We start from the raw sequence: 25045 nt of genomic DNA on the forward strand, positions 1-25045 counted from the left end.
GGGGGAGGGTCTCCCCAGTTCACTGCACTATCTTTCAATCCATGCCGTTCCCATTACGCCGGAGGATTCTTCACTGCTGTTCCAAGTTCTGCACAGCTTCCTTGGCCTTCGTCTATATGCACGAGACTCGGCACCCTCTTTTTCCCTTTGCAGGGCCTTTTTGACGACGCGGCAGGATTCACTTGATGTTGCGGCCTGGATTGTTGCTCGCCCGCTCTCTGACCGGTACTTTTTGTCGATGCGCTTTTACACATAGATTTCGCCATGCGCAAGCATCCTAGCTACAAAGGTGGCTTGGTCCCTCCTTTGGTTGGACTTTCACCAACTAGATAATGCGTGCCTCTGGGCACGCTGCATAGCAAAAAGGGGCGTCGCCGCCCCTTTAAGCCGCCGGGGATTCCCGGCGGTTTTTGTAATATGCATACTATTGATAAAGCTCATCACTAAGACAGATGTGATTGCCATGTATAATTTACTCACCTTATAATCTTGCAAATTTTTTATTTAAACATCTATATGCTTTCGTGATGTATTCCTATCTTTTCTACTAACAAAATGATGTTAAAGTGGAGAATGATTAATTAATAATAGAGGACTGTTCCATGGTGATGTTTATGTTTATGTGTGTATGGTTTAGTCCGTATCTATCCAATCGCAACACCTAAATCAGAATTTTCAGTTTAGCGACACTCTGTTGTCCCCACCAAAGAAAAACCTTGAGAGGCATCTAGCCAATCAAGGTCGAATTTCTTACTTATTCAGTGTGTCTATAATTTTCCGTACTACTTCAACTCCGTATTGGTAATGATTCGATTCTAATTTCGTAAATCTAATCTCTTCCAGTTGGTTGAGTATATCAAGTTTCTCAGCTTCAATTTCAATGGGAAAAACTGCTGTTTCCAACCTACTCTGAAAATTTTCCAAATCACATTCTTCTCGGATAAACATCTCACATAGCTGTTTTAGCTTTTGGGATTCAGACCCCATATTGTCTCACCTACTTTGTTATTATTGTTACAACTGCGCCCTGAGGATTTGTAATTACTTGGAGAGAGCCTGATGTATAAGATAAATTTCCATTTTGTTGTACAACTGGTTTAGTGTTTCTGATAACCTCCTCTACATAATTAGGTGAAACCCCTCTGCCATAATCATTTGTATTTCCAGTCCCACCTACTTGAACAATTTGAGAGTCTCCAGAGTATCTCTTACCACTTGGTTGCATCCTATCGACAGCATGGCGAGAATATAGTCTGTCACCTACTAGAGCATATTCTTGACCATCAAAAGTTAATTTTCTGTAATCACTCCAACTCCCCACATAACTTTGTTACCATTGGCTGTAGTTCCACCTGTCCCCTTTACAACGATTTTAGTCCCCGCTTTTACGCCGTATTTCTCCATAATTCCTTTAGCCAAGCCGCCTTGCCCATTACTTTCCATCATAAGAACAATTGAACCATCTTCAACATAAGCAAAAAATGATAAGGTCATTCGCATAACCATCATCTGATCTTGAGAGATACCTTTTCCTGAATTCGCTAGTTTATCAAACGCTAGTTTGTCGCTATTTCTCCAGGCAAGATAGTAGTCCCATGCAACAGTACCATTGTTGATATACAAAACACCATTGGAACCAATCGTCCTAGTTTCAAATGCAGAACCATCAATAGTTGCAGCATGACCCATAGGATCAACATATATCAACGGATTATTATGCACATACGTATAAAGATTCTGACTCAGCGGATTATCAATCTGCCCTTCATACGTATCCTCATTTATAAACCGCCCCGTACTTGGATCATAATATCTGGCACGCAGGTAGTATAATCCGGTTTCTGAATCATAAGATTCTCCGGCATACTTAAAGGAGTTTGTTATCCCCTCTGTTTGGGAAGTGATAGTCCCCCATTCATCATAAACATAATTATTAACGACATTACCGCTTGTATCAACAATCTGTATAACGTCCCCATGCCCATTGTACAAATAGTAATAATCCTTGGTCTTCTTTCTATCCTTTTTCACCAAAATTCGATCACCGCGGACAAAATTAGTCTGTTCATGCGTTTTTTGCTCATGGCAATATAGGTTTTCATCCTTAAAAGGAAGAGTCTGCACTTTTGTGACCCATTTTTGCATTAGGATCGGTAAAGGTTTGCAAATGTTGCATGTCGTCAGTGACGGTTTGTTTCAACAGATTGAGTACCTCGCTAACCTTGGGCAGTCCCGTAAACTGCCCATCTTGCTATTTATGACCCGATTTGACGATTGATGAGGTCTTGTTTATTTCTTAATTTCGTTCTATATAACTGAAAGAAATTGTCTGTACAGGAGTTTTGAGAATAGCTCGTACGGGGATAGTGGGTGTTCATTTCATCATGTGTGGTCGCCTAAATGATTGAGCATGGGTAAGGTAAAAAAAGACCTTAAGGAATAAAGTCCCTTAAGGCCAATGATTAACTATAAAGCTGTCTATCTTATTCATTCTAGTATAACTAGCTCGAACAGTCACCAGTTTCCTTTCTCAAACTGTCTTCTTAATTCAACATCACTATCTAATGTATCAAGTTCCTCAACATAAACTGAAATCGACTCAATCATACCAATTTCATTAGTCTCGATAGCAAGACCTTCATAACTATAAACTTCTTCAAACTCGTCATAGACTAAATTTGGTTGAAGTTCTAATAAATCGACAATATTCATACCAACTTTTATCTTATCTAACAACAGCCCTTGATAATTAGCCAATGCTGTTATCTTATAGAGTTTCCCGTTTAGGATATTAAAAAACAAGTACAAAGTATTCCGCATCTCATATCGAACGTGGAAACTCCCAAAAATATATACGGAGCAATCACCTAAGGTTGCTTTATCTACCCAACTAAATGTCGGGATAATATCATAATACTCTCTTATATGAGAACGTAGATTAATCCCGCCAATGCTAAGTTTAGGTTTAATTGGAGCATTGATATCTACCATAGTTTAATCCCCCGTAAAAATAATAGTTGCATTTTCTATACCCTGATGATTATTCACATAGTTGCTGCTACTACCTTGGACAATTTTTATTATACCTTGGTCACTTGTGCTAATTTTAACATATGGATTTGCCCCATGAGTTCCACCACCCGGTGAAACTTGGACTTGCGTAATATTTTTCCCATTCCCAGTATTATGGACTTTTATTATTATTGCTCCTGAACTGGATTTTGTTGACGCCTGAACTGTTATATTATACCCACTTTCCCTCATCATATTAGCAATTTCATCGACTGATTTTCCAGAGAACATGCTTGGATTGGATTTCAGCATATCTTTTGTAACATTTGCACAAAATGTATTATGAACCCAAACACCCAAATCCGTCACATAATACGTATGAAAGTCGGCAACAGTAAAGTTATAAACTGTAACTGGTTTATCCAGTTTAACGAACTCAAGCTTATCAATCGTAAGATTGTTTCCATCAGCTTTTTGGAGTTTATCCCCCACTTGAAGTTCATCCGCAAAGACCCATCCTTTGCCTTCAACCCAAAACGGATGGTTATCTGTTGTCTCAATAACTTGCTTCCCAACATGCAACTTAATAATATCATCACGTTGGTTGCGATATAAAGCCGTTACTTCTTTGTATGCCAACTCACCATTAGCATCATATTCAGACTTAGCAAGGACCTTGTCACCTACATCGATTTCCTCAATAGGTTTCTCCCCTTCGTCTGTCAGAACCTTGGTTCCCTCAACGAAGCAGTTGCACCCCCCTCTATTAGAATTTGAGTTCGTCAACCTTGAAAAGGTTTGTCCTAATGAAACAACGGTAGAAACTGCTCCCGTCACAATCATATTTCCCAATGGCACAGCTTCAACATATTCTTGATATTGCGACTTGGTCATGAACTGCCAAAAAGATTGTTTAGTCGTTTCATCATTTGAGAGCCATATTATAGAACCATCCGCTCGATAATAACCACGCAGAACTCCATTTTTTATATATGGCATATCCTGTATAATCGCATCTGACATTTCATATTTTTGTGAAGTGCTTGAACAAGAACCAGCATGTGTATTATTACCATCCGCAGATACGCAATAATTCCCAGATGGGTCACTATAAATTAACGGATTATTATGCACATACGTATACACATTCTGACTTAGCGGATTATCAATCTGTCCCTCATACGTATCCTCATTTATAAACCGTCCCATACTTGGATCATAATATCTGGCACGCTGGTAGTATAATCCGGTTTCTGAATCATAAGATTCTCCGGCATACTTAAAGGAGTTCGTTATTCCCTCTGTTTGGGAAGTGATAGTTCCCCACTCATCATAAACATAATTATTAACGACATTACCGCTTGTATCAACAATCTGTATAACGTCCCCATGCCCATTGTACAAGTAGTAATAATCCTTGGTCTTCTTTCTGTCCTTTTTCACCAAAATTCGATCACCGCGGACAAAATTAGCCTGTTCTACAAATTCACCGCTTACGATCTTCTCTTCGGAAATAACCTCTCCTTGAAAATTATAATTAACCTGTGTCTGTGTATTACCATTCGTCTTCATAAATCGCAAACCATCGGCATAATATTGGAAGCTGGTTGCAACCCCGCCTTTGGTCACAGAGGTTAACGTATTCTGCAAATCATAGTTATAGTTTATCTCTGTGTTGTCCAGGATGATTCCACCGGTATTGGACATAGTCTGCCGATTTCCTTGTAAATCGTAAGAATACGTAGTCACACTGCCATCAGGCTTGGAGATAGACAGTAAGCGATTCAACGCATCATAGGTATAGTTTGTCGTTTTCTTGGTACCGCCATTTCGCGACTCACTTACCGAAAGCTGATTGCCATTGTTATCATAACTGTAGGTAAAGCTCGAAAGGACGTAGCTTCCTCTTTTATTGCTCAAGCTTTCTGTCCATCCCATAGCCATATTTCGGGTATACTCTGTCTTGAGTATACTGCCGCCAGTGAGCGTAGGATAGGTTATGGATTTCACCTGATTATTTGCCAGATACTCATATTGTACGTTGGATGATGCAGAACCATTTATTGTTGATGATCCGTCAGTTTGTACTTTTTCCAGTCTCTGATTGTTGTACTGATAGTTAGTGTAGAAAAGCATATAGCGGTCGCTGACCTGCTTCAGCCTTCCAACCACATCTACCTGATTTTCCATAAGTGCGGAATGTCCTCCGGCCACGGAGTAATTCGCACGCACTTGCCCCAGACTATCTACCGTAAGTGTTTGCGTCGCTGTAACTGCATTATTGGTACGCGTCTGTACTGTTTGCTTTCGTGGAGTTCCATCTCCGAAAATCATACTGATTTCTTGAGTTTGCGCTACATTATTGATTTTACCACTAATAACACTCTTTTTTAGTTGACCGTATTCGTCATAGGTATAAGTAAAAGAACTTCCATTGCGGTCTGTCTTAACTTTCAATTGCCCTAAGTTGTTGTACATATAGCTCTCACTCTTTGAAGCACTATCCTGCTTTGTTGTTAACAAGCCAAGTTCATTATATTTTTTGGTATTGAGTGTTTGGGGGGAACCATTTTTTTCCTGGATGGTAACCTGTGATATCTTTCCGTTGCCGTCATAGCTGTATCTGGTTGTTTGATTTAATGCGTCCTTTACGGTGTTTAGCCGGCCTAAAGCATCATAAGCATAGCTGGTAGTAACCCCATCTTCATTAAGTTTTTGATTAGGATCTGTGTATCCTGTTACATTTCCGGAAAGATTATATTGATAATATTCGGTGATTTTTTTGGTGTTTGTCGGCCAGTCCTTATAGGTTGAGGCTGATATTTTATTACCCCAGGCATCATAAGTATCTTCGACAAAATTCAGTTTAGCTCCAGTAGTCTTATCCTCGATATAACTTGTATTCTTGCGCTCAACAAGGGAATACTGATTCACAAAGACATCACCATTGGCATTGGTTGCCCGGTATGGTCTTCCCCAATCGTCATAACTGACCGTTTGTGTATTCCCAGCAGGATCAATGGAGTAAACAGGCCGACCGTCGCTGTCGTAATGGTACTGAGTAAATACCCATTGTCCTGCATTCTCATCCCAATGTTCCTCTAACAGAGCAAGTCCCAGTCCGTTATAGAGTACATTAGCATATGTTCTAACGACATTATTGTTAGACAAGTTTGTAACTGTATTAATAGAATCAACCTTTAATATCCAAGTTCCTGTATTGACTGAATCAAAACTTCCTGAACTTTGGTTATAATAATTGTATTCAGTGGTATCACTATAAATTTCCCCGTTTGCATTTACACGGTTAGGCTTTGTTTCTTTTCTCAGTCGTCCAGCCGTGTCATATGAATAAATAGTTTTATTTTGATCTCCATCCCTTTTTTCCAGCACTCTTCCATTACTCATATCATAAACTGTTGTTGTTTTGAGAATTTGCTGATTGGACTGTCCGATGTTTGAATAGGCCTCTTCTATTGTCGGATAAGTATACTTTGTTTCAGCCCCATAAGTTATCACATTTTTAGCAACAGTTACTCCGCCAGCCTTTTTCTCCGAAGTCATCTTATAAAGACGGTTGCTTCCATCCGAAGCATTCTCATAGGTAAAAGTCGTAGTTTCTCGTGCTGCGTTAGTCGTGGTTAGCATGCGTCCTTGCGCATTATAGGTATAGCTTTCAGATAACGGTGTTGTATCACTTTCACTTGCATACCATGATTTAGAACTTAAAAAGTGAAAATTAGGCTCATAGGTAAAAGTTGTTGTATTTTTTAATTTGACTGCAGGGTTGCTTCGCTGACTGTCCAGCATCGGACGAGTGGCGGAGGCCACATTGCCCCATTCATCATAACTAGTTTCACTATACAGCCTGTTCACAGTTCCCATTATACCAGCAGCGCTATACTCCCAGTGTTCACTGCTGGTAGGAGATTGTGTAAATACTGAGTGAAATGAAGTATTCATTTCTAATATTCTTTCTCGATTTGCCGCTTTCTTATCCGTTGATAAGAGCTGTCCTTTTCCGTTGTGCGTTAATTCAGTTGTTGTTATCCTTCCAGAGGAATCAGTTTGAGTAATGGTCGCACTGTAAGTATAGCTTTCAGGATACTTATCTTCCTCATAGTAAGTAGGGTAGGCATCGTAGCTTCCAGACTCTTTATATTCGAGTCTATTGTACGCTCCGATGAACGCCCCAGACTTCAATAACTCATCATATCTTTCGCTAATCCTGGGTGTTCCTATAGATCCTTGCGGACCATAGTTTCGCTTGACATAACTGTATTTGTATTGAGTTTGTGAATGAGCATACTGAACGGTATTTAATTGAACATATGCATTGGATTCTGTATAACTATCCCATGGGTTAAATGTTTTATACTGAGTATTATAGAAATTAAATCCTTTTGAATAACCGAATTTTGTTTTATCTCCGTTTTGATGCGTAATTGAGGTAAGAACTGGTGAAGGGGTGCCTATCCAGTAACGGGCAAAGCTTCCGTCAGTATAAACGGTATGCAGTTCAAAGCCGATTCGCTTCCGGGTATAGGTCACCCGCTGATCTTCTTGTCCTGCGGAATTCAGAACGGTTACAATAAGATTTTCCTCTGGAGAATCCTGATCCTTTGCCAGATCATAATTATTTATAAGGTCATATTGAAACCGAATGGTACGACCCACACTATCAGTAATTTCTGAAAGCAGATTGACTACATTTGATTGTGTTGTAGGAAAGTTAGAATACTTAAATGTGATTGTATTACCAAAACGATCCACTATAGCCAATAAAGAATTATCGTTTCCGCCAAAATACTCTCGTGTTTTATCTGAGTGTTCCAAATAATACACAGAGGTATTTCCGTTAAAGTTAGTGTGATTAGGATCAAACATAAACTGCATATCCTTGCCTTTATAGCCTTTGAGGTGAGTGTACTGTTCCAGTGAGTTTGTTGCAGCAAAGTCTATTTTGTATATAGCACCCTCACCATCACGGTAATACATATTTCCCCCTGAAGTTTCAATCGAAGGGAATCTAAAGCTCCAACCCGCTCCTAAATCGTATTTTTTCCCACTATAATTGTATATTCCGGAATAAGGATCGAATAACAAGGCCTGATTCGAATTAAAAACCACACCGATATCCAAGTTTAAACCGTCTCTTCCCGGCAAGCTTATCTGAGTATCTTTCCAGGTCAGACTTCCTGAAGAAGGGTCTATCAATTCACTTGAATATGAACGGTCAGAATATTGTGGCTTGGCTGTCTGATTAATGACCTCCATTTTGTAATCATTAATTACACTGTTAATATTCATATCTAATACAGACATTGTATTATTTACCCGCAAATTAATTGAATCATTATACACACTATCTGTTACTGAATACACATTAGCAACGACACTGGGGGAAAGCAGATTATTTGCAGATTCTCTTGCTCCATAAACCCCCTCGGTCGCACTTTCGGGTCTTTGAGATATTGATTTTCTGAAATCGTCCCAAGACCCTTTAATTTTGTTTTTATCTAAAAATAGCGTAAAGGGATCTATTAAAGTGATACTCGATAAAAACGCTACTTCGTATACATCTTCTACTGAAGCTCCCTGTTCCATTAACATTTTTACTTGTTCAACAGTAAGCTCCAGTGGCTTCAGGGGTTCCACTGTTCTATTTTTAGCATTCGATACTACTCCAACTGTCGCATATTTTGCTTTGATTTTAGTGATTCGATCCGCTTGCGTTTCTTTAGGAGGAGCTTTGGAGGCATCAATCTCAACAGCATTAAAATCATATTCAGGTTCCGTCTGAACGATAGGTAGTGATTCTCTGTTAGAATCATAAACATTTAAAACAACGGAAGGAGGAACGGGAGGAGGCGTAGGAGCAGGGGCTTCAGTGGGAGGCGGGGAGGGAATAACTTTGAGTACTGTTTTACCCTCAGCAGCCGCTTCGTCAAAAGAAAACATGCCGTTGAAATCCGGTATAACCAAACTAATAGTTAAAATGATAATTAGTAACCTTAGATTTTTAATCTTCATATTAATGGACCCTCTCCTCGATAAGGGGATAGTTAACCGAAAGACAGTTATTTCGTTGTTATGAGAATGACAATTATATTAATAAAAAGCTACGGTGTGGATTTATATTTTCTTTTTAGATTTCCATTTAAATCGTATTCATACTTAATAGTCTCATTTTTCTTCAGGTTAACTGCTCTATCTAATCTGTTATTAACATAATAATAAGTTATCGTATTTGAAGGATCGTATACGAATACAACCTTATCTGATTCGGCATACGTAACCGGGTCATATGCTGTTAAAGAATATTTGTTTTGGGTTGTCCTTGTGATGACAACGTAATTGAGACTAGTGGTAGCTAGCACAGAGTTTGTAGATTCATCTCTTATTCTATAATTTTTATTGGACTGTGCTATGTCCCAGGATACTTTTATTTGGGTACTGTTGACTTCCTCTACTTTTACATTCTTCGGTATTAGTGGTTTTTCAGGCGGACTCTCTGCTGTTGTGTAGGTAACAGTAATACTGTAACTAGTCAATCCATATGGATATCCATAAATAGTCAGACCCTTAACAATAAACTCTGCTCCTAGAGCACCTACGATCTGGCTGGCACTAATATCTGTTTGATTTGTATTACTAATTTTCACAGCGCCTAGACTTGGATATTGGGTAGGCAAAGAGCACGAAGCATAGCAAATAAATCTCTCTGGCAAAAAATTATTATTGGCATATAATTCAAAATTGACCTCCCCGGGGCCTGATCTAGGATCAACGTAATCTGCATATATGCTTATACCGCTTATATTTTTTGCCTTTATTGGACTAAAAAGATTCTCAGATATGATAGCACCGGGGGAACCATCTGAAATTATTCCATAGGAGTACAAATTAGTGGTTGGATCAATAATAAGAGGGTATACTAAATTACTATCATCTACAGAAATCGAGATTATTGTTTTTCCATTCTTGCTTATAATCTCTTCCTTCACCCGATCATACCTTAAATTTTCTGGATCTGAACTATCTGAAACCCACATCTTAGGTATTTGAAAAACATTATCGCCATTTCTTTTATCCTTAAAAAGGATACCTTCCTTACTTTGCACAAGGGTTAAATTATCTGATGCAACTTCAAACTCAAACTTTTTGGGGGCTGTTTTATTTTTCAGGATAATATTCATTTTAATTCCATCATTCTGAGCGATATACTGTAAGTCAGCTGATTTCCATGCATTTTTAAAGATAAACTCATTGTCATTAATATTTGCTTCTATTTTGTTTGTGTTTAAAGCAAGGTACTTCACAAACATATCCCGATAACTAACTTTGAGCGCTTTATCACTCCGTTTATTTAAATGGAGTTTATAGTTATTTTTTAAAACATCGTTTGTGTATTGATCGTTGCCTGATGAACTCGCCAGGATGGTGTTATCAATATCTTCCCAATTGCCATTCTGGTCCTTGTAATGAACCGAATAAGTATAAATTTCCTCCGTGTACATTTTCGTATCAGGATCAAAGAATACCTTTTTGTTTTTCGTCCTCTCCTCTTTAATTTCATCTAATTCTTTTAACTCTTTTTTCGAAGGATTTGAGTCTGAATTAGCCAGCACATTATTCGTAACAATTACTGTACTCAAAATCAAGAAAACTAACAAAATGGATATCAGTTTCTTCAAAATATCTCCTCCAAATTCATTTTGTTTACACTAGAAACCCCAATTAATAGAACAGTCCCCCTTTTTTTCTAAATATTATCAACAAGATATAATCATAATGAATAGATTTTGTAAATGCATTTTTTTGTAAAATAATATTTCGAATAACAAAACTTTTAAATTATATAATTTTCAATTCACAATACAATTCAAAAAACCAATTTCAAATAAAAAAGCGCTGCCCCGGGAACCCCAGAAACCGCGCCATAATCGAATTATTAAACCTGCTGGTGAAGGTATTGAACCTCCGTTCTATAAACTGATACTACGAATGACGTTTTGACCCCAGCACCAGACTGAACAATGCTCCTGACAAAGCAATGCAAGCCGCTAACAGGAAGGTATCAGAGTACCCCTTCATTTCTGCCAATGCTGCACTACCGCCTGCCATCGTTATTCGCGCGTTAGCCCGGAGTGCCAGGAAGTTGCTCAAGCCGGCAATGGCAATAGGGATCACCAGGTTGGAGCTTGCTGAGGTCAAAGGTGTAACACGGCTGATAAGATCCGAAGGAGCGGATTGCAGGATGTAGGTATTAAGAGACATCATACAAAGGCCCATTCCGATTCCGAGCAGCCCTACCATTCCCCCAATCAGCCCTCCGCCTACGTTCTGGCCTATTTGTGACAGCAGGAATAAAGCCAGGGAAATCGTCCCTAAACCCAAGCCGGCAAGCGGGCGTATTCCTACCTTATCAAACAGCCTTCCGCCAACCGGCATAAGCAGTCCGGACGTAATAGCCAGCATACTCATGACCAGACCTGCCTGAAACGGGCTATACCCTTTAAAATGTTGAAGGTACTGCGGGATAAAGACCAGCGATCCGTTTAGAGCCGCGTATTGAATCCGGCTTACAAATATTCCTCTCCGAAAGCTAACCTTTCGGAATGCCTGAAGAGCCAGGATCGGCTGCGGATGTCTAGTCTCATGAAACCACAGCCAGATTAGCAGTATGACACTAACCGCCCTCAATACCCAAAGAAGCCCTTGGGAAGCATCCACATTCATGCTTAAAGCGAGTAAAACAAAGGCTATAGGGGCCAGAAAAAATCCGGCTATATCCAAGGATTGCTTATAATAAGCGGATTGGGATGGTCGCAGTGCATTCGCCTTAAGCAAATAACGTATGCCTAAATAAACACTAATCATTCCCAATGGAAGATTAATGAGAAAAATCCATTGCCAGCCTATTAATTCTAACAGCCAGCCAGACAAGACAGGTCCGGAGGCCGGTGCCAGCAGCATCGGGATACCCAGCATACCCATGACCTGTCCTTTCTTATTCTCCGGTGCGAGCCGGAAAATCATTGCCATTCCTATCGGCTGCACCATTCCCCCACCAAGTCCTTGAATAATCCGGCACACCGTTAATTGCAGGGAATTCTGGGCTAGCGCACATAGTAACGAGCCGATAACAAACATGATAATGGTTATAATGTACGCTTTTGCAGAACCCAGCCTGTCCGAGAACCAGCCAGCCAGCGGAATCGTAACCGACATGGCTAACATATAACCCGTAATTACCCACTGCAAGGTGCTAAAGGAAACTCCAAAATCCTTTGACAAGCTGGGGATGGCTACGTTCATTGCGGTGCTGTCTATCATCACCATCATCATTCCGGGAATAATAGCCATAAGCGTAAGGATGAACGACCTCCGCTGAGATCCCTCATTCTGTTTGTCCTGACTATTCATATCAGCTCTCCTTTTACTAAACAGCGTGTTGATTAACTTTTACCTGCTGATTATAATCAGAACAACACAAAAGTCGATGATCACCATCAACCGTTATGTTCATTAATCAACGGCAAGCTGCAGAATGATCAGTAAAGATACTATTTTATTCAGGAGAGGAACCCGCAGTGAACGAAAAAACAGACCGCCGGATTCTAAGGACCCGGACTCTTTTACGGAAGGTTTTGCTGGATCTGGCTTTAGAAAAGCCGCTTGAAACCATCACTGTCAAAGAACTGACGGAGACCGCCGGATTAAACAGAGGAACCTTTTATTTGCACTATCAGGACATTCATGATTTTTATGAGCAGTATAAAAACGAGGTACTGGAGCAGTTCAACAGCATTATTAAGAAGCTTGGAACCGCACGGGAAGCCAGCGGGCCCTTTATTGATCCGCCCTCAGGTTATGTACGCCCATTCGAGTATGTCCTTGAGCAAAAGCATTTTTTCAAAAGATTCTTGGGCTTTGGAGGCGACACTAAGCTTTCCCTTCAAATGACAGAGCTGATCAATCAGCAGTTAATTAATACCTACCGCGTAAATCATCAACAGATTACATCTGCAGATATTCCTGTCAAACATCAATATTTATTTGCGTATCTTTCTTCCGCCTATGTGGGGACCATGCAGTTCTGGATTCAAAGGGATTTTGACTTATCTCCGGCGGAGATGGCTATTTTGTTCTCACAGATTTCGAGACTGGGATCGGCGCATATAACAATTCCTGTGTAATACCGGGATCCTGCAAGGACACTAAATTGAGCTATAAGGAGAGGTCGTATATCATGCTTCAAGGGAAAACGAGGACCGCCGCTTGGATCGGGTTCGGGCTATACACAGTCCTTACTCTTTTTTTCTTATTCGTTGGCTTCAACCGCTCATCGGCTCTGCCGGAGACGGGCTTGCGGTATCACTTGGTATTTGACGGGATTCCGCTGAGGTTTCCGGGCGATGGTTATTCGAATCTTTGGTTATTTAACCTGGGGAACTATCTGGCATTCGTACCGTTTGGAATAGTGATTCCGCTACTGATCCGCTGCCGGTTCCTGCCGTTCCTCTTAGTCTTCCTAGCAGCGATTACCGGGGTTGAGCTGGTTCAGATGCTGACGCAATTGGGCGCTTTTGATATCAATGACATCGTCATTAATACCCTGGGTGCGACTGTCGGCTATGGGGCTCAGCGGCTGGTCCGCCGCGATCGTACAACGCAAAGAGGTTTACTCAAGCTCCTGTTCTCCGGAGCAGTATTGACTTTGGCCGTTTACTCCGGCGTGAGCGGTCTCAATCATTATCTGGATTATGGCCGCGGCGAGGTCATAGCGCTGGATCAGCTCCCCCTTGAAAAAGGCGAACTGCGGTGGGAACCAAAACTCAACGGTTTCACTGCAGCGCAGGAGCGGATCGAACCGGCGATCAATCTATACAGCCGTGATAATCCGAGAAGCCAAGAGTTTTCACTGCGTCTTGATGGACAGTTCAAGGAGTTTTCTGGTAATCTCGCAGTCCCCGACGACGTTATATCTGCGGCGAGCAGCGGCAGCAGCCGTGTCATTATCAGCGCCGACGGAGAAGAGATTTACTCCATGGATCTAAATATCGTACCGGGTGAGAATCAGCCGCTATCCTTCCGGGTGCCGCTTGAAGGCAAGCAGGAGCTGACGATTGCCGTTTTTAACGATGCTGCCGACCCTCGAACCAATGCGGTATTCTGGGATCTCACGCTTATTGAAGCCAATGCAGGCCAAAAGCTGATGGCCCGGATTCATCAGTTATTTTACTCTAGTAAGGGGTAGAAGAATGTTAGAAAAATAATAAAAAGCGCGGCCCCCGGAATCAGGAAACCGCGCCATGATTGAATTAGTAAACATGCTGGTGAAGGGAATTGAACCCCCGGCCTACGCATTACGAGTGCGTTGCTCTACCCCTGAGCTACACCAGCCTGAAGCTTGGGATACCCGTCAAACAAAAAATATTATACAACTTTTGGCGAAAATCGCCAAGACTCTTTTATTCTGTGCTACACCTGACCGCCCTGCAGCTTCTGCTCGACCGACTGCAGCTTGCTGCGGCTTGTGGAAGGCTTGTCACGGCGGTCATCAATCTTGAATGAAGTGGATACGCGCTGTGCCCCGGCATTGAACGGAGACTCGTGCAGCGCCTCTACAGCTGCCAAAATCCTGGATACCGGACCCTCGATAATCGTTCCCATGGAGGTCAGCTCAAAGGTAATTCCCTCCACCGTCTGCAGCACACGCTGCATGTCAGCCACATAGCTGCTCAGACTGGTGCTGCCTGTGCCGATCGGAATGACTGTAACTTCGCCAATTGCCATCGTTAGATCCCTCCTAACAAAAATTTGCGGCCTTTAACCACCTTCATTGTAGCAACTCCACAGTTCTGCCACAAATTTAGCCACAAAAAATTCATCATTCTCCCTCTACGTAAACTCTATACCACCGCTAAGCACGACTCTGTAAATCTAGTGTCAGAATCACTAGATTTATGGAGTCTTTGTGGCAGCTTTTCGGACAATTTATGAATCCTGCGGGCCCTATTTTAGCCTCAGGCTGTGGATTACCTGTGGACTAGTTGTGGATCGCCTGTGAGTAAGCGGGTTGAAGCCGCTCCCCGCAAGGCTTTGTAAATAATGGTTTACAAACACAATATATTGGGGTATTTTTAATAACATCAACCAAATATAGTGGAAGCAGGTGCTTTACTCTTGTTAAGAGAGTACAAGCTTAATAGGGAAGCGCGGTGCAAATCCGCTGCGGTCCCGCCACTGTAACCGGATTGCCGGCCAGGAGAATACTCCCTGTCAGGCACATCCACGGCATAGGCCACTGGAGGGCGGACAAGCCCCCGGGAAGGAGCCGCCGGATGAACCGGGAGCCAGGAGACCTGCCTGTTTCCGGGCACCGTTATTGACCCCTGCGAGGAACAGGAGAGGTGTCCGTATGCGGCCTGCAGCAGCAGAACCAGCCTACCCGGATGACCGGGACATCAGGCTGCCGATACCTGAGGACGATAGTCCCTATTGCCTTCAGGTATCGGCTTCTGCAAAGGATAAGAAGGCAGATCATGCCCCTTTTCCTGACACCCAGACCTCTGGCAAATATCCGCTTTATACGGGTATTTAGAACGCATCCGGGCATTTTCCGCCTTCAAGGCGGAAGGTGCCTTTTTACTGGGCTCAGACAGACTACATATTGAGGATTAAATAGATTTAACGGACCACTATACCGAGAGGAGAGAGTTACATATGACGCTGCTGGAGAAACGGCACAATAGCGGACAAGCTGCACAGGAGGTTCTTCTGAATGAATTAATACATTTAGGCCGGGACATTATCGACAGCGCCGATCTGGATCTGCTGCGTGAGAATGCGAACCTGAACGGAGAAAGCTTTTCCGGCAAAATGAGTAAATTCGGCAGTGAATATTCCAAATGGTATGCCCGCAATTTCACCATGCCACCGCAGCTCGTACAGGCAACGCTCGATAACGTCGTTTATGTCCATGACCTGGATCAATACGCTATCGGAACAACCAACTGCATCTTCATTCCGTTCGAGCGCCTGCTGCGCGAGGGCTTCAACACCGGCAACGGCAGCGTCCGCCCTCCTAACTCGATTATGACGGCCATGTCGCTGGTAGCGATTATCTTCCAGTCCCAGCAGAATGCCCAGTACGGCGGCGTATCCGCCAACAAAATCGACTTCGACCTCGCACCCTATGTGACCAAATCCTTCGCCAAGCTGTTCCGCAAGGGTCTTGGCTACTTTGAGGAAGGCGAGGCAAGCGAAATCGCCGGAGACATCACGATGAGCCGCAGCGATCTCGCTGAGCAGTATCCGCGCTCCTTCCGCTTCGCACAGAAAGAGACCGAGATCGAAACCCTGCAGGCTGCAGAGAGCATGATCCACAACCTGAATACGATGTCCAGCCGCTCGGGCGGACAGATTCCTTTTACCAGCATCAACTACGGCACCTGCACTTCTCCGGAAGGTCAATTGGTTATCAGCTCCCTGCTGACCGCAACGATGAACGGCCTTGGCAGCGGTGAAACGCCGGTGTTCCCGATCCAGATATTCAAATGCAAGCAGGGCGTTAACCAGCAGCAGGGCGATCCGAACTATGAGCTGTTCCTGAAGGCGGCAGAATGCTCGGCCCGCAGACTGTATCCGAACTTCGCCAACCTGGATGCACCGCTCAATCTGCAGTACTATGATCCGGCTGATCCGGATACAGAATTCGCAACCATGGGCTGCCGCACGCGGGTGCTCGGTGACCGCTTTGGACGCAATCACTGCTCCGGCAAGGGCAACCTGTCCTTTAACACACTGAACCTGGTCCGTCTCGGGCTTGCCCACGGCACCATCACCGGACGCAGGCTGGCGGCTGATGAAGAAGGCTTTTACGATGACCTCAACCACTATATGGACATTGCGCTGGAAGGCCTGCTGCACCGTTTCCGCATTCAGGCTGCCCAAAAGGCCAAAGCCTCCGATTTCATGATGCGTGAGGGTGTGTGGGAAGGCGGCGAGGCACTCGGTCCGGATGAGCTCGTCGGTGACCTGCTGAAGCACGGCAGCCTGTCCATCGGCTTCATTGGGATGGCGGAATGCATGAAGGCGATGTACGGCAAGCACCACGGTGAGGACATGGAGGTTCATGCCAAAGCGCTGGCCATCGTCCGCCACATGCGTGAATACTGCGACCGCAAGAGCGAAGAGCTGGATCTGAACATTACACTGTTTGCTACCCCGGCTGAAGGCCTGTCCGGCAAGTTCACCAAGGTGGACCGTAAGGTACTCGGCTCTATCCCGGGCGTAACCGACCGTGAATACTATACGAACTCGTTCCATATCCCTGTATACCATGAGCTTGGTGCGGCCCGGAAGATCAGCCTGGAAGCCCCGTTCCATGAATACTGCAACGCCGGCGCCATCTCCTATGTGGAGCTGAACGGGAATGCACGGAGCAACCCGGCTGCCTTTGTCAAAATCATCAAGTACGCGCTGGAGCAGCAAATCAGCTATTTCAGCATCAATCACCCGATTGACCGCTGCTCCGGCTGCGGCTATGAAGGGGTCATCGGCACCAACTGCCCGTCCTGCGGCGCCCATGAGCATGATACCCATATCCGCCGGCTGCGCCGGGTAACCGGATATCTGACCGGCGATTACCAGACCCGCTTCAATGCCGCCAAGCAGGCTGAAGTGAGAGACCGCATCAAGCACCTATGAATATCTGCGGCTACTACCCGGAGTCTATTAATGAAGGAGAAGGCATGCGGGCGGTCATTTTCTTAAGCGGCTGCCGTCACCGCTGCCCGGGCTGCTTCAACCCGAAGACCTGGAACTTCAATTTTGGCGAACCGTTCACACTGGAGCGGCAGCATGAGATTATTGCCGAAATGGCTGCCAATCCGCTGCTGGACGGATTGACGCTGGCAGGCGGCGATCCTTTTTTCTCGGCTGATGAGGCCTGCGGCTTCCTTCGCGCGCTCCGGACCGTGCTGCCGGACTTTCCGGTATGGATTTATACCGGCTATACCTACGAGGAGCTCACCGCCAATCCCGGATCGCCGGAATGGAACCTGCTGGCCATGTGCCAGGTTGTCATCGACGGCCGGTTTGTCGAAGAGCTCAAGGACACCACACTCCCCTACCGGGGCAGCAGCAACCAGCGGATCATTGATATCCCGGCCAGCCTGGCCGGCAGCGAGGTTGTGCATTGGCAGCCGGTGGTGCTGTAAGCTGTGTAAGACGCTATTCCCGTTCAAACCGTGACTTGGAAGGTTAATCTTCTCACTGTGGTTGCAAAAAGCACAAAAGCCCCGTACCGCCGGATTTCCGGCAGTGCGGGGCTTTGCTGTAGCAGCAGCTGTATCTCAGCAGCATCAATAACTAGACCGTTTTGCGCGCAGCCTTCGCCGCAGTCTCTTCCGCCAGCTCCTCAAGCACACTGTCCAGGCGCAGCTTGAGCTCATCGGCCAGTTCAACGACACCCTGGTCGTTGCGCACCGCCTGGGAATCAACAGCATACACGCCTCCCAGAATATGGCGGGCACCCAATACGGACAGCACCGGCTTCAGCGCATAGTCAATCGCCAGCAGATGCGCAAGGCTGCCGCCCATGAAGAGCGGGAGTGCGATTTTGCCGGCCAGGCCTTTTTGCGGGACCAGATCAAGGAAGGTTTTCAGCACACCTGTGTAGGAAGCCTTATATACCGGACTGACAACAATCACGGCATCCGCTTCGGCTACGAGCCCGTTGGCTTTGACAATGGCCTCACTCTCGAACTTGGTATGGATCAGGTCCTCAGCCGGAAGCTCGGCTACATTAATCCGTTCCACTTCAAAACCGCGCCCGCGCAGATCCGCCTCTGCATATTCAATGACCGCGTTAATCCGTGATACCAGGGACGGTGTTCCGTTGATTACAACTATTTTGGCCACATCTGCACCTCTTCTGCTTTGATTTATAAGAACATATGCCGCTTATTGCGGTCTAAAATACTTTAAATTATTAATAATCCTATCAAAAAGGACGGAATATTGTCAAACCTCAAAATGTGCTCATCCCGTCATCCTTCTGCTTGCCGTTATAATACTAGACCGGGCTCAAAGTGCGCTTCAAAAGCCCGTTTTTCAGCCCATTGCTTGCATGTGCGTGTTATCTGAGATATAATGATCGGCAAACCTATATTGCAATCCTGCCAATGACCGGCATCCAACCGTGAGGCGTCTGCGACCGGAGCAGTTTCATTGTTCCCTAAGTTTACCGGGTTTCGCCCGTTACCGCGAAGACCAAAGAGGACCGAACCTCCTGCAAGCCTGTATTTCCGCAAGTTCGGTCAACCTGGGTGGCACCGCGAGCTGACGCTCCTCGTCCCATGGATGAGGGCGTTTTTTGTATTTTTTCAAGACAAAAGGAGCGAATGCGGTATGCTGGACATGAACTGGATCAGGGAAAATCAAGAGCTTGTGAGAAATACGGCACTTTGGAAAAGAGTCGATCTCGCGCTGGATGAATTGCTGGAATGGGACGACAAGCGGCGTGTGCTGCGCCGTGACACTGAGCAGCACCGTGCGGAGCGCAATACGCTGACCAAGGAGATCGAACAGCTGCTGCGCCGGGGCGAGCATGCTGCCGGTGAGCGGATTAAGGAGCAGGTGCGGGCGCTCAATACCCTGCTCGGAACACTGGAAGCGGACCTGGCAGAGGCCGAGCGCCGCTGCGGTGAACTGCAGCTGCTCGTTCCAAATCCCGTATCGGCCGACACGCCGATCGGCAAGGATGACAGCGAAAATGTGGAGCTGCGCCGCAGCGGGACGCTGCCGGAGTTCGGCTTCGCCCCGCGCGATCATGTCGAGCTGGGCGAGCTGCACGGCATCCTCGACATTCCGCGCGGCGTCAAAGCCGGCGGACCGCGCAGCTATGTGCTGAAGGGTGCGGGGCTGGATCTCCATCTCGCCGTGCAGCGGCTGGCGCTGGACGTACTGACCGGGCGCGGCTTCACGGCGATGGATGTGCCGGTCATTGTCCGTCCGGAGGCGCTGGAGCGGACCGGGTTTTTCCCCGGCGGCCGGGATCAGACCTATGAGCTGAACGGCGAAAACCGCTGGCTGGCCGGCACCTCGGAAGTATCGCTGGTCTCGCTGTACAGCGATGAGACCGTGGAGCTTGACGAGCCCATGCGGCTGGCCGGCATGTCGGCCTGCTTCCGCCGCGAGGTCGGCTCAGCGGGACGCGATGTACGGGGCCTGTACCGGGTGCATCAGTTCTCGAAGATTGAGCAGGTTGTATTCTGCCGCAATAACCCGGATGAATCGGAGCAGATGCTCCAGGAGATTCTGGCCAACGCCGAGCATATTCTGCAGCTGCTGGAGCTGCCTTACCGCATCGTTGCGGTCTGCAGCGGCGACATGTCGCTCAAGACGCACAAGCAATACGATGTGGAGACCTGGATGCCCAGCCGGGATGCATACGGCGAGACTCACTCGGCCTCGAACCTGCATGACTTCCAGGCCCGGCGCTCGAACATCCGCTATCGCGATGAGCACGGCCGCCTGCAATACTGCCATACGCTGAATAACACTGCCGTAGCTACACCGCGTATATTGATCCCGCTGCTGGAGAACCACCAGCAGGAGGACGGATCGATCTGTATACCGGCAGCGCTGCGGAAATATATGAACGGGCTGGAGCGGCTGGAAGCACCGCAGGTGTAGCAGCGTTATAAGCTGGCTATAGCCGCACTGGCACTCAGCACAATATCTTCAGTTACCCATACTAAAGCAGCAGGGAGCGTTCCCTATTACGCCCCCCTGCTGCTTTTCGCCTTTATCGGACATAACTGCAATTTGTACATTAAAAAGCCTGTTCTCCCAACCCAACCCGGAAGCGGGATGATAAGTCGTCCCCTAAATACAAACGCCAAACACATATCATCAGCTGCTTTATATATTTTACGCATACATAACATTACTTTTACACAATCACTGGCTTCATTTTAAATGAGCACAGAAAACAGCTTGATCATTGATAGATTTCTACTACATTTCTCTATATTTTTGTGCATTCTGTATAAACTTTTTTAATTTTAATTTTATTTAATATAAAATTAATATATATTCATGTGAGACAACCTTTCATTTTACAAACAGATGTTACACTTACTAGGTTGTAAATCATAGTTTGAGAGGAAGTGGGTTTAGAATAATGGTTATTTCTCACAGGATGCAGAAATGGCTGTCCGCAGGACTGGCAATGCTCATGCTGATTGGTATTGTAGTACCGGCCGGACAGAGTGCACAGGCAGCAACAGATAACAGTAATATTGTAATCTCACAGGTTTACGGCGGTGGCGGTAACAGCGGCGCTGAACTCAAGAATGACTTTATTGAATTATATAATCCTACTGACAAGGCGGTGAGCCTAGACGGCTGGAAGGTGCGTTATGCAAGTGCCAGCGCAAGCGGCGATCTTGCTACAACGAAAAACATCACCGACTTGAAGGGAACAATTCCCGCTAACGGTTACTTCCTGATCCAACAGGCAGCAGGAACCGGCGGCACCAAGGCCCTGCCGGCTCCGGACGCATTAGGCACCTTAACCCTGGGAGCAGCCAGCGGTAAAATTGATCTCGTCAATAGCGCAGGTGCAAGCGTTGATATGGTAGGTTTTGGCGAAGCTACCGCTTATGAAGGCAGTGGACCAGCCGGCCTGCTCAGCGCCTCACTCGCGGCAGTCCGCAAAACAGCAACCGGGGCTCCAGAAGGCAGCCGCGGTCTGGACACGGACAACAACGCTAACGACTTCGTAGTCCAAACCCCAGACCCGCGCAACAGCAGCTACGGTATCAAACAGGCTGTTGAGGCTGTAACCGCTGCACCGGCATCTAATGCCTGGCCTCAAGGCACAGCGATCACCCTTAACACAGCCACAGTAGGCGCATCAGTCTATGCCGCAGTTTACATAGACGGCGCCTCAGCCGCATACACGCCGTACAGCGGACCTATCCAGCTGAACGCGCCGACCACGATTAAGGCTTATGCCTCTGTCTCGGATGAGGTGTACAGCACGGTTTCTACTTTTGACTATACCCTTCTCACGAAGCAGAATATCTCCGCTGTAAGACCTGCGGAAAAAGGCGACAATGTATGGACTGAAGGCATTATAACCCGCATTGACGGCGCTAAAATGTATATCCAGGACAAGGATGCAGCCATCGTACTGTACGGGTTCCCGGCTTTTGCACAGGTCGGTGACCGTGTAGAAGTTCAAGGGGCAATGGATATCTATAGCAACCTGCAGGAGCTTAAGACAGTTACCGGCCTTACTTACAAGGTGACTGCTGAGAACGCAGGGGTTCCGGCGCCCAAGCTGATTACTGCTGCAGATCTTTCAGCGGCCAAGGGTGAAGCTTTTGAAGCCCAGCTTGTTACGCTTAAAGATGTAACTATCGACAGTAAGGTTGGAAGCAGCTTTATCGCAAGTCAGGGAGCTGATACATTCACTATCTATTCCACACTCGCTCCTTTGGCTGTGGGCAAACACTTCGATCAGATTACCGGCGTAATTGAGCAATTCAATGCTACTTATCAATTCATTCCGCTGGGTGCCGAAAGCCTGGTAGAAGAGCTGTTCTCCGTAATAGCCAGCCCGGGCGCAGGCCCGATCATCATCGGCGGACAGGTAACGCTCTCCAGTCCTACCGCAGGAGCAGCAGTACACTACACCATTGATGGCGCTACGCCAACAGCTTCTAGCCCGCTCTATACAACTCCAATCACTGTTGACAAAGACATTGTGATCATGGCAGTTGCTGTGCTAGACGGCCAGACCAGCAAGGTCTATACGTTTGAATACAAAGCTTCAGAACAGCCGCGTATCCATGATATTCAGGGCGAATCCCATACCTCCAGCTTTGCCGGACAAACGGTTACGGATGTGGAAGGTATCGTTACGGAGCTTGGATATACGTTTGCCAACGGCAATTATAAAGGCTTTTTCATCCAGGATCCTAAGCCTGACAATAACATCAACACCTCTGAAGGGATTTTCGTATACAGCACCAACGCCAGCCTGAAGCCCGCTGTCGGGGATCATGTGGCCGTTACGGGTCTTGTGTCCGAATATAATGAAGGAAGCAGCAGCAATCTGACTTCCACCCAGATTACACTCAGCTCGATTAAGACGATTGCCAAGAATGTAGAGCTGCCTGCAGCGGTAGTGCTGGGCAAAGGCGGACGGATTATTCCGGACTCCATCATCGACAATGACGGTCTGACTCTTTTCCAGCCTTCTGAAGATGCTGCAGATTTCTACGAGTCTCTTGAAGGCATGCGGGTTACCCTGCCAACCCCGACCATTATCAGTCCTTACTGGACAAGCGGCGGCGGAAATTCAATCGTTTATAACGTTCCTGTACGGGTTGAAAACACATCCCAGGACGTTGTTACACCTACCGGCGGCCTTGTGCTGAAGGGCGCAGATAACCTTAATCCGCAGCGTCTCCTGATTGCTTATGGTAACCCTGGACAGGAAGTCGGTACAGGCGACAAGTTTAACGGGAATGTTACAGGTGTGATCGGCTACAACAACGGCAATTACAAGGTTATTCCGGGTAATGGAAGCCTGCCAAGCATTACACCAAGCACCTTCAAGCAGGAAACTTCAACGATTACAGTCAATGAGGACAAGCTGCTGATTGCATCCTACAATATCGAGAACTACTACCCGGGCGTAGGCACAGCAAAGATTCAGAAGCTGGCCGAGTCCATCACTGTAAATATGAAAAAGCCGGATATCATCAGCGTTGTTGAAATGCAGGACAGCGACGGTGAAGGCAACAACGGTAATGTTGAAGCCAGTGCTGCCGAGCTGATTCAGGCGATTCAGGCAGCCGGAGGCCCGGCGTACACTTATGTTGATATTGCTCCGGTTAATAATGCAGACGGCGGAGCACCGGGCGGAAATATCCGTGTCGGCTTCCTTTACAATGCAGCGAGAGTCAAGCTGTCTGACAGCATCAATGGTCAAAAGGGCACTGCAACCCAGGCCGTCGGCTACGACGCAGCCGCTGATGAGCTTACCTACAATCCGGGAAGAATCGACCCGAATAATTCTGCTTTTGACAGCTCGCGCAAGCCGCTTGCGGCCCAGTTTGAATTTAACGGTGAAAAGGTCATTGTCATCGCCAACCATTTCAACTCCAAATCCGGCGATAACGGTCCATTCGGCAATGTACAGCCTCCAGTGCTTTCAAGTGAGGTCCAGCGTCACAAAATAGCTGCAGTAGTGAACGGTTTTGTCAAAGAAGTTTTGACAGCCAACCCGTCTGCGAACATCGTCGCGCTTGGTGACCTTAACGATTTCCAGTTCACTCAGACGGCAACGATTCTAAAAGGCAACGAGCTCGATAACCTGATCGATAAGCTGCCGCTGAACGAACGCTACACTTACACGTACGACGGAAACTCTCAGGTGCTTGACCATCTGCTGGTGAGCAAAAACCTTACGGCATCCGCCGAGATTGATGTCGTGCATCTGAACGCAGACTTCCCGGAATCACGCGGCAGAGTATCTGACCATGATCCGGTTCTGGCACAGCTTGACCTGAATGCGGACTTCTCCCTGAGGGTACTGCACACAAACGACACGCATAGCCATCTGGAAACCGTAGTTAAACGGATGACAGCAATCAAGCAGGAACGCACCGGCAACTCCATCCTGCTCGATGCAGGGGATGTATTCTCCGGTACGCTGTACTTTACCAAGTTTGAAGGGCTGGCTGACCTGGAGTTCATGAACTACATCGGCTACGATGCCATGACCTTCGGGAACCATGAGTTTGATAAGGGACTGCCGACACTCAGAGCCTTCATCGACAAGGCAGACTTCCCGTTCATCAGCTCCAATATTGATTTCATTACCAAAAACAATGAGCTTAAGGATATTTTCGTTAACAAGGTTGGCGGTTCAGATTCGGCTACTCCGGTAGAGGACGGCCACATCTATCCATCCGTCATCAAAGAAGTATACGGTGAAAAG

At 46.1% G+C, this 25045-nt stretch carries 15 protein-coding genes, 1 tRNA gene and 1 riboswitch; of the genes, 8 read left to right on the forward strand and 8 right to left on the reverse strand.

What is annotated here, in order from left to right; genetic code table 11:
• Positions 1 to 256 (forward strand): hypothetical protein (locus BLR64_RS30630; protein ID WP_208607253.1); only part of this gene is annotated, 256 nt, incomplete at its 5' end.
• Between the two features lie 1034 nt (positions 257 to 1290).
• On the opposite strand, the gene BLR64_RS28630 is transcribed toward BLR64_RS30630, so the two are convergent.
• The 5 genes from BLR64_RS28630 to BLR64_RS28655 form a co-directional block, all read right to left on the reverse strand.
• On the reverse strand, positions 1291 to 2031 hold the full coding sequence (locus BLR64_RS28630; RefSeq protein ID WP_244157874.1) for an RHS repeat-associated core domain-containing protein: 741 nt from the start codon (positions 2029 to 2031) through the stop codon (positions 1291 to 1293).
• A gap of 483 nt (positions 2032 to 2514) precedes the next feature.
• Positions 2515 to 2991, reverse strand: a complete 477-nt coding sequence (locus tag BLR64_RS28640; RefSeq protein WP_090719965.1) for a hypothetical protein — start codon at positions 2989 to 2991, stop codon at positions 2515 to 2517.
• 3 nt (positions 2992 to 2994) lie between these two features.
• Positions 2995 to 9045 carry a polymorphic toxin-type HINT domain-containing protein gene (locus tag BLR64_RS28645; RefSeq protein ID WP_090719966.1) on the reverse strand — a complete coding sequence of 2017 codons (6051 nt, stop codon included), beginning with the start codon at positions 9043 to 9045 and terminating at the stop codon, positions 2995 to 2997.
• 89 nt (positions 9046 to 9134) lie between these two features.
• A complete protein-coding gene (locus BLR64_RS28650) occupies positions 9135 to 10709 on the reverse strand; it encodes a hypothetical protein (RefSeq protein ID WP_090719968.1) in 1575 nt (524 codons plus the stop codon).
• Between the two features lie 304 nt (positions 10710 to 11013).
• Positions 11014 to 12441, reverse strand: coding sequence for an MDR family MFS transporter (locus BLR64_RS28655; RefSeq protein WP_090719970.1), 1428 nt, complete (start codon positions 12439 to 12441; stop codon positions 11014 to 11016).
• A gap of 167 nt (positions 12442 to 12608) precedes the next feature.
• Here BLR64_RS28655 and BLR64_RS28660 point away from each other — a divergent pair, with 167 nt between their 5' ends.
• Positions 12609 to 13214: a TetR/AcrR family transcriptional regulator gene (locus BLR64_RS28660; protein ID WP_090719972.1), complete on the forward strand. Its 606-nt coding sequence runs from the start codon at positions 12609 to 12611 to the stop codon at positions 13212 to 13214.
• 53 nt (positions 13215 to 13267) lie between these two features.
• Positions 13268 to 14275, forward strand: coding sequence for a VanZ family protein (locus tag BLR64_RS28665; protein WP_090719974.1), 1008 nt, complete (start codon positions 13268 to 13270; stop codon positions 14273 to 14275).
• A 74-nt stretch (positions 14276 to 14349) separates the two neighbouring features.
• On the opposite strand, the gene BLR64_RS28670 is transcribed toward BLR64_RS28665, so the two are convergent.
• Together BLR64_RS28670 and BLR64_RS28675 are read right to left on the reverse strand one after the other, a co-directional pair.
• Positions 14350 to 14421, reverse strand: a tRNA-Thr gene (locus BLR64_RS28670).
• Positions 14422 to 14499: 78 nt separating this feature from the next.
• Positions 14500 to 14814: an MTH1187 family thiamine-binding protein gene (locus BLR64_RS28675; RefSeq protein ID WP_090719976.1), complete on the reverse strand. Its 315-nt coding sequence runs from the start codon at positions 14812 to 14814 to the stop codon at positions 14500 to 14502.
• Positions 14815 to 15174: 360 nt separating this feature from the next.
• Positions 15175 to 15405, forward strand: a riboswitch (cobalamin riboswitch).
• 34 nt (positions 15406 to 15439) lie between these two features.
• Here BLR64_RS28675 and BLR64_RS28680 point away from each other — a divergent pair.
• The 3 genes from BLR64_RS28680 (at position 15440) to nrdG (ending at position 18242) form a co-directional block, all read left to right on the forward strand.
• Positions 15440 to 15622: a hypothetical protein gene (locus BLR64_RS28680; protein ID WP_090719978.1), complete on the forward strand. Its 183-nt coding sequence runs from the start codon at positions 15440 to 15442 to the stop codon at positions 15620 to 15622.
• Between the two features lie 122 nt (positions 15623 to 15744).
• Positions 15745 to 17730, forward strand: a complete 1986-nt coding sequence (locus tag BLR64_RS28685) for an anaerobic ribonucleoside triphosphate reductase (RefSeq protein ID WP_090719980.1) — start codon at positions 15745 to 15747, stop codon at positions 17728 to 17730.
• Positions 17727 to 18242, forward strand: a complete 516-nt coding sequence (nrdG, locus tag BLR64_RS28690) for an anaerobic ribonucleoside-triphosphate reductase activating protein (protein WP_090719982.1) — start codon at positions 17727 to 17729, stop codon at positions 18240 to 18242. The genes BLR64_RS28685 and nrdG overlap by 4 nt, the downstream gene beginning before the upstream one ends.
• Before the next feature lie 151 nt (positions 18243 to 18393).
• Here the strand turns inward: nrdG and ssuE are convergent, their stop codons facing one another.
• Entirely contained in the window at positions 18394 to 18945 is a 552-nt protein-coding gene (ssuE, locus tag BLR64_RS28695) for an NADPH-dependent FMN reductase (RefSeq protein WP_090719983.1), read from the reverse strand.
• 489 nt (positions 18946 to 19434) lie between these two features.
• On the opposite strand from ssuE, the gene serS reads away from it, so the two are divergent.
• Both serS and BLR64_RS28705 read left to right on the forward strand, forming a co-directional pair.
• Positions 19435 to 20721, forward strand: a complete 1287-nt coding sequence (gene serS / locus BLR64_RS28700) for a serine--tRNA ligase (RefSeq protein WP_090719985.1) — start codon at positions 19435 to 19437, stop codon at positions 20719 to 20721.
• Positions 20722 to 21211: 490 nt separating this feature from the next.
• Positions 21212 to 25045 (forward strand): chitobiase/beta-hexosaminidase C-terminal domain-containing protein (locus BLR64_RS28705; protein WP_244157873.1); only part of this gene is annotated, 3834 nt, incomplete at its 3' end.

Origin of the sequence: Paenibacillus typhae (genome assembly GCF_900099765.1) — a bacterium.
In the GTDB taxonomy this organism is placed as follows: domain Bacteria; phylum Bacillota; class Bacilli; order Paenibacillales; family Paenibacillaceae; genus Paenibacillus_AQ; species Paenibacillus_AQ typhae.

What these genes read in the sequence shown, in the direction of transcription:
- BLR64_RS28640 (WP_090719965.1), bottom strand. Translation starts at nt 2,991, where the DNA reads ATGGTAGATATCAATGCTCCAATTAAACCTAAACTTAGCATTGGCGGG.
- BLR64_RS28645 (WP_090719966.1), bottom strand. Translation starts at nt 9,045, where the DNA reads ATGAAGATTAAAAATCTAAGGTTACTAATTATCATTTTAACTATTAGT.
- BLR64_RS28655 (WP_090719970.1), bottom strand. Translation starts at nt 12,441, where the DNA reads ATGAATAGTCAGGACAAACAGAATGAGGGATCTCAGCGGAGGTCGTTC.
- BLR64_RS28665 (WP_090719974.1), top strand. Translation starts at nt 13,268, where the DNA reads ATGCTTCAAGGGAAAACGAGGACCGCCGCTTGGATCGGGTTCGGGCTA.
- BLR64_RS28675 (WP_090719976.1), bottom strand. Translation starts at nt 14,814, where the DNA reads ATGGCAATTGGCGAAGTTACAGTCATTCCGATCGGCACAGGCAGCACC.
- BLR64_RS28680 (WP_090719978.1), top strand. Translation starts at nt 15,440, where the DNA reads ATGCGGCCTGCAGCAGCAGAACCAGCCTACCCGGATGACCGGGACATC.
- BLR64_RS28685 (WP_090719980.1), top strand. Translation starts at nt 15,745, where the DNA reads ATGACGCTGCTGGAGAAACGGCACAATAGCGGACAAGCTGCACAGGAG.
- nrdG (WP_090719982.1), top strand. Translation starts at nt 17,727, where the DNA reads ATGAATATCTGCGGCTACTACCCGGAGTCTATTAATGAAGGAGAAGGC.
- serS (WP_090719985.1), top strand. Translation starts at nt 19,435, where the DNA reads ATGCTGGACATGAACTGGATCAGGGAAAATCAAGAGCTTGTGAGAAAT.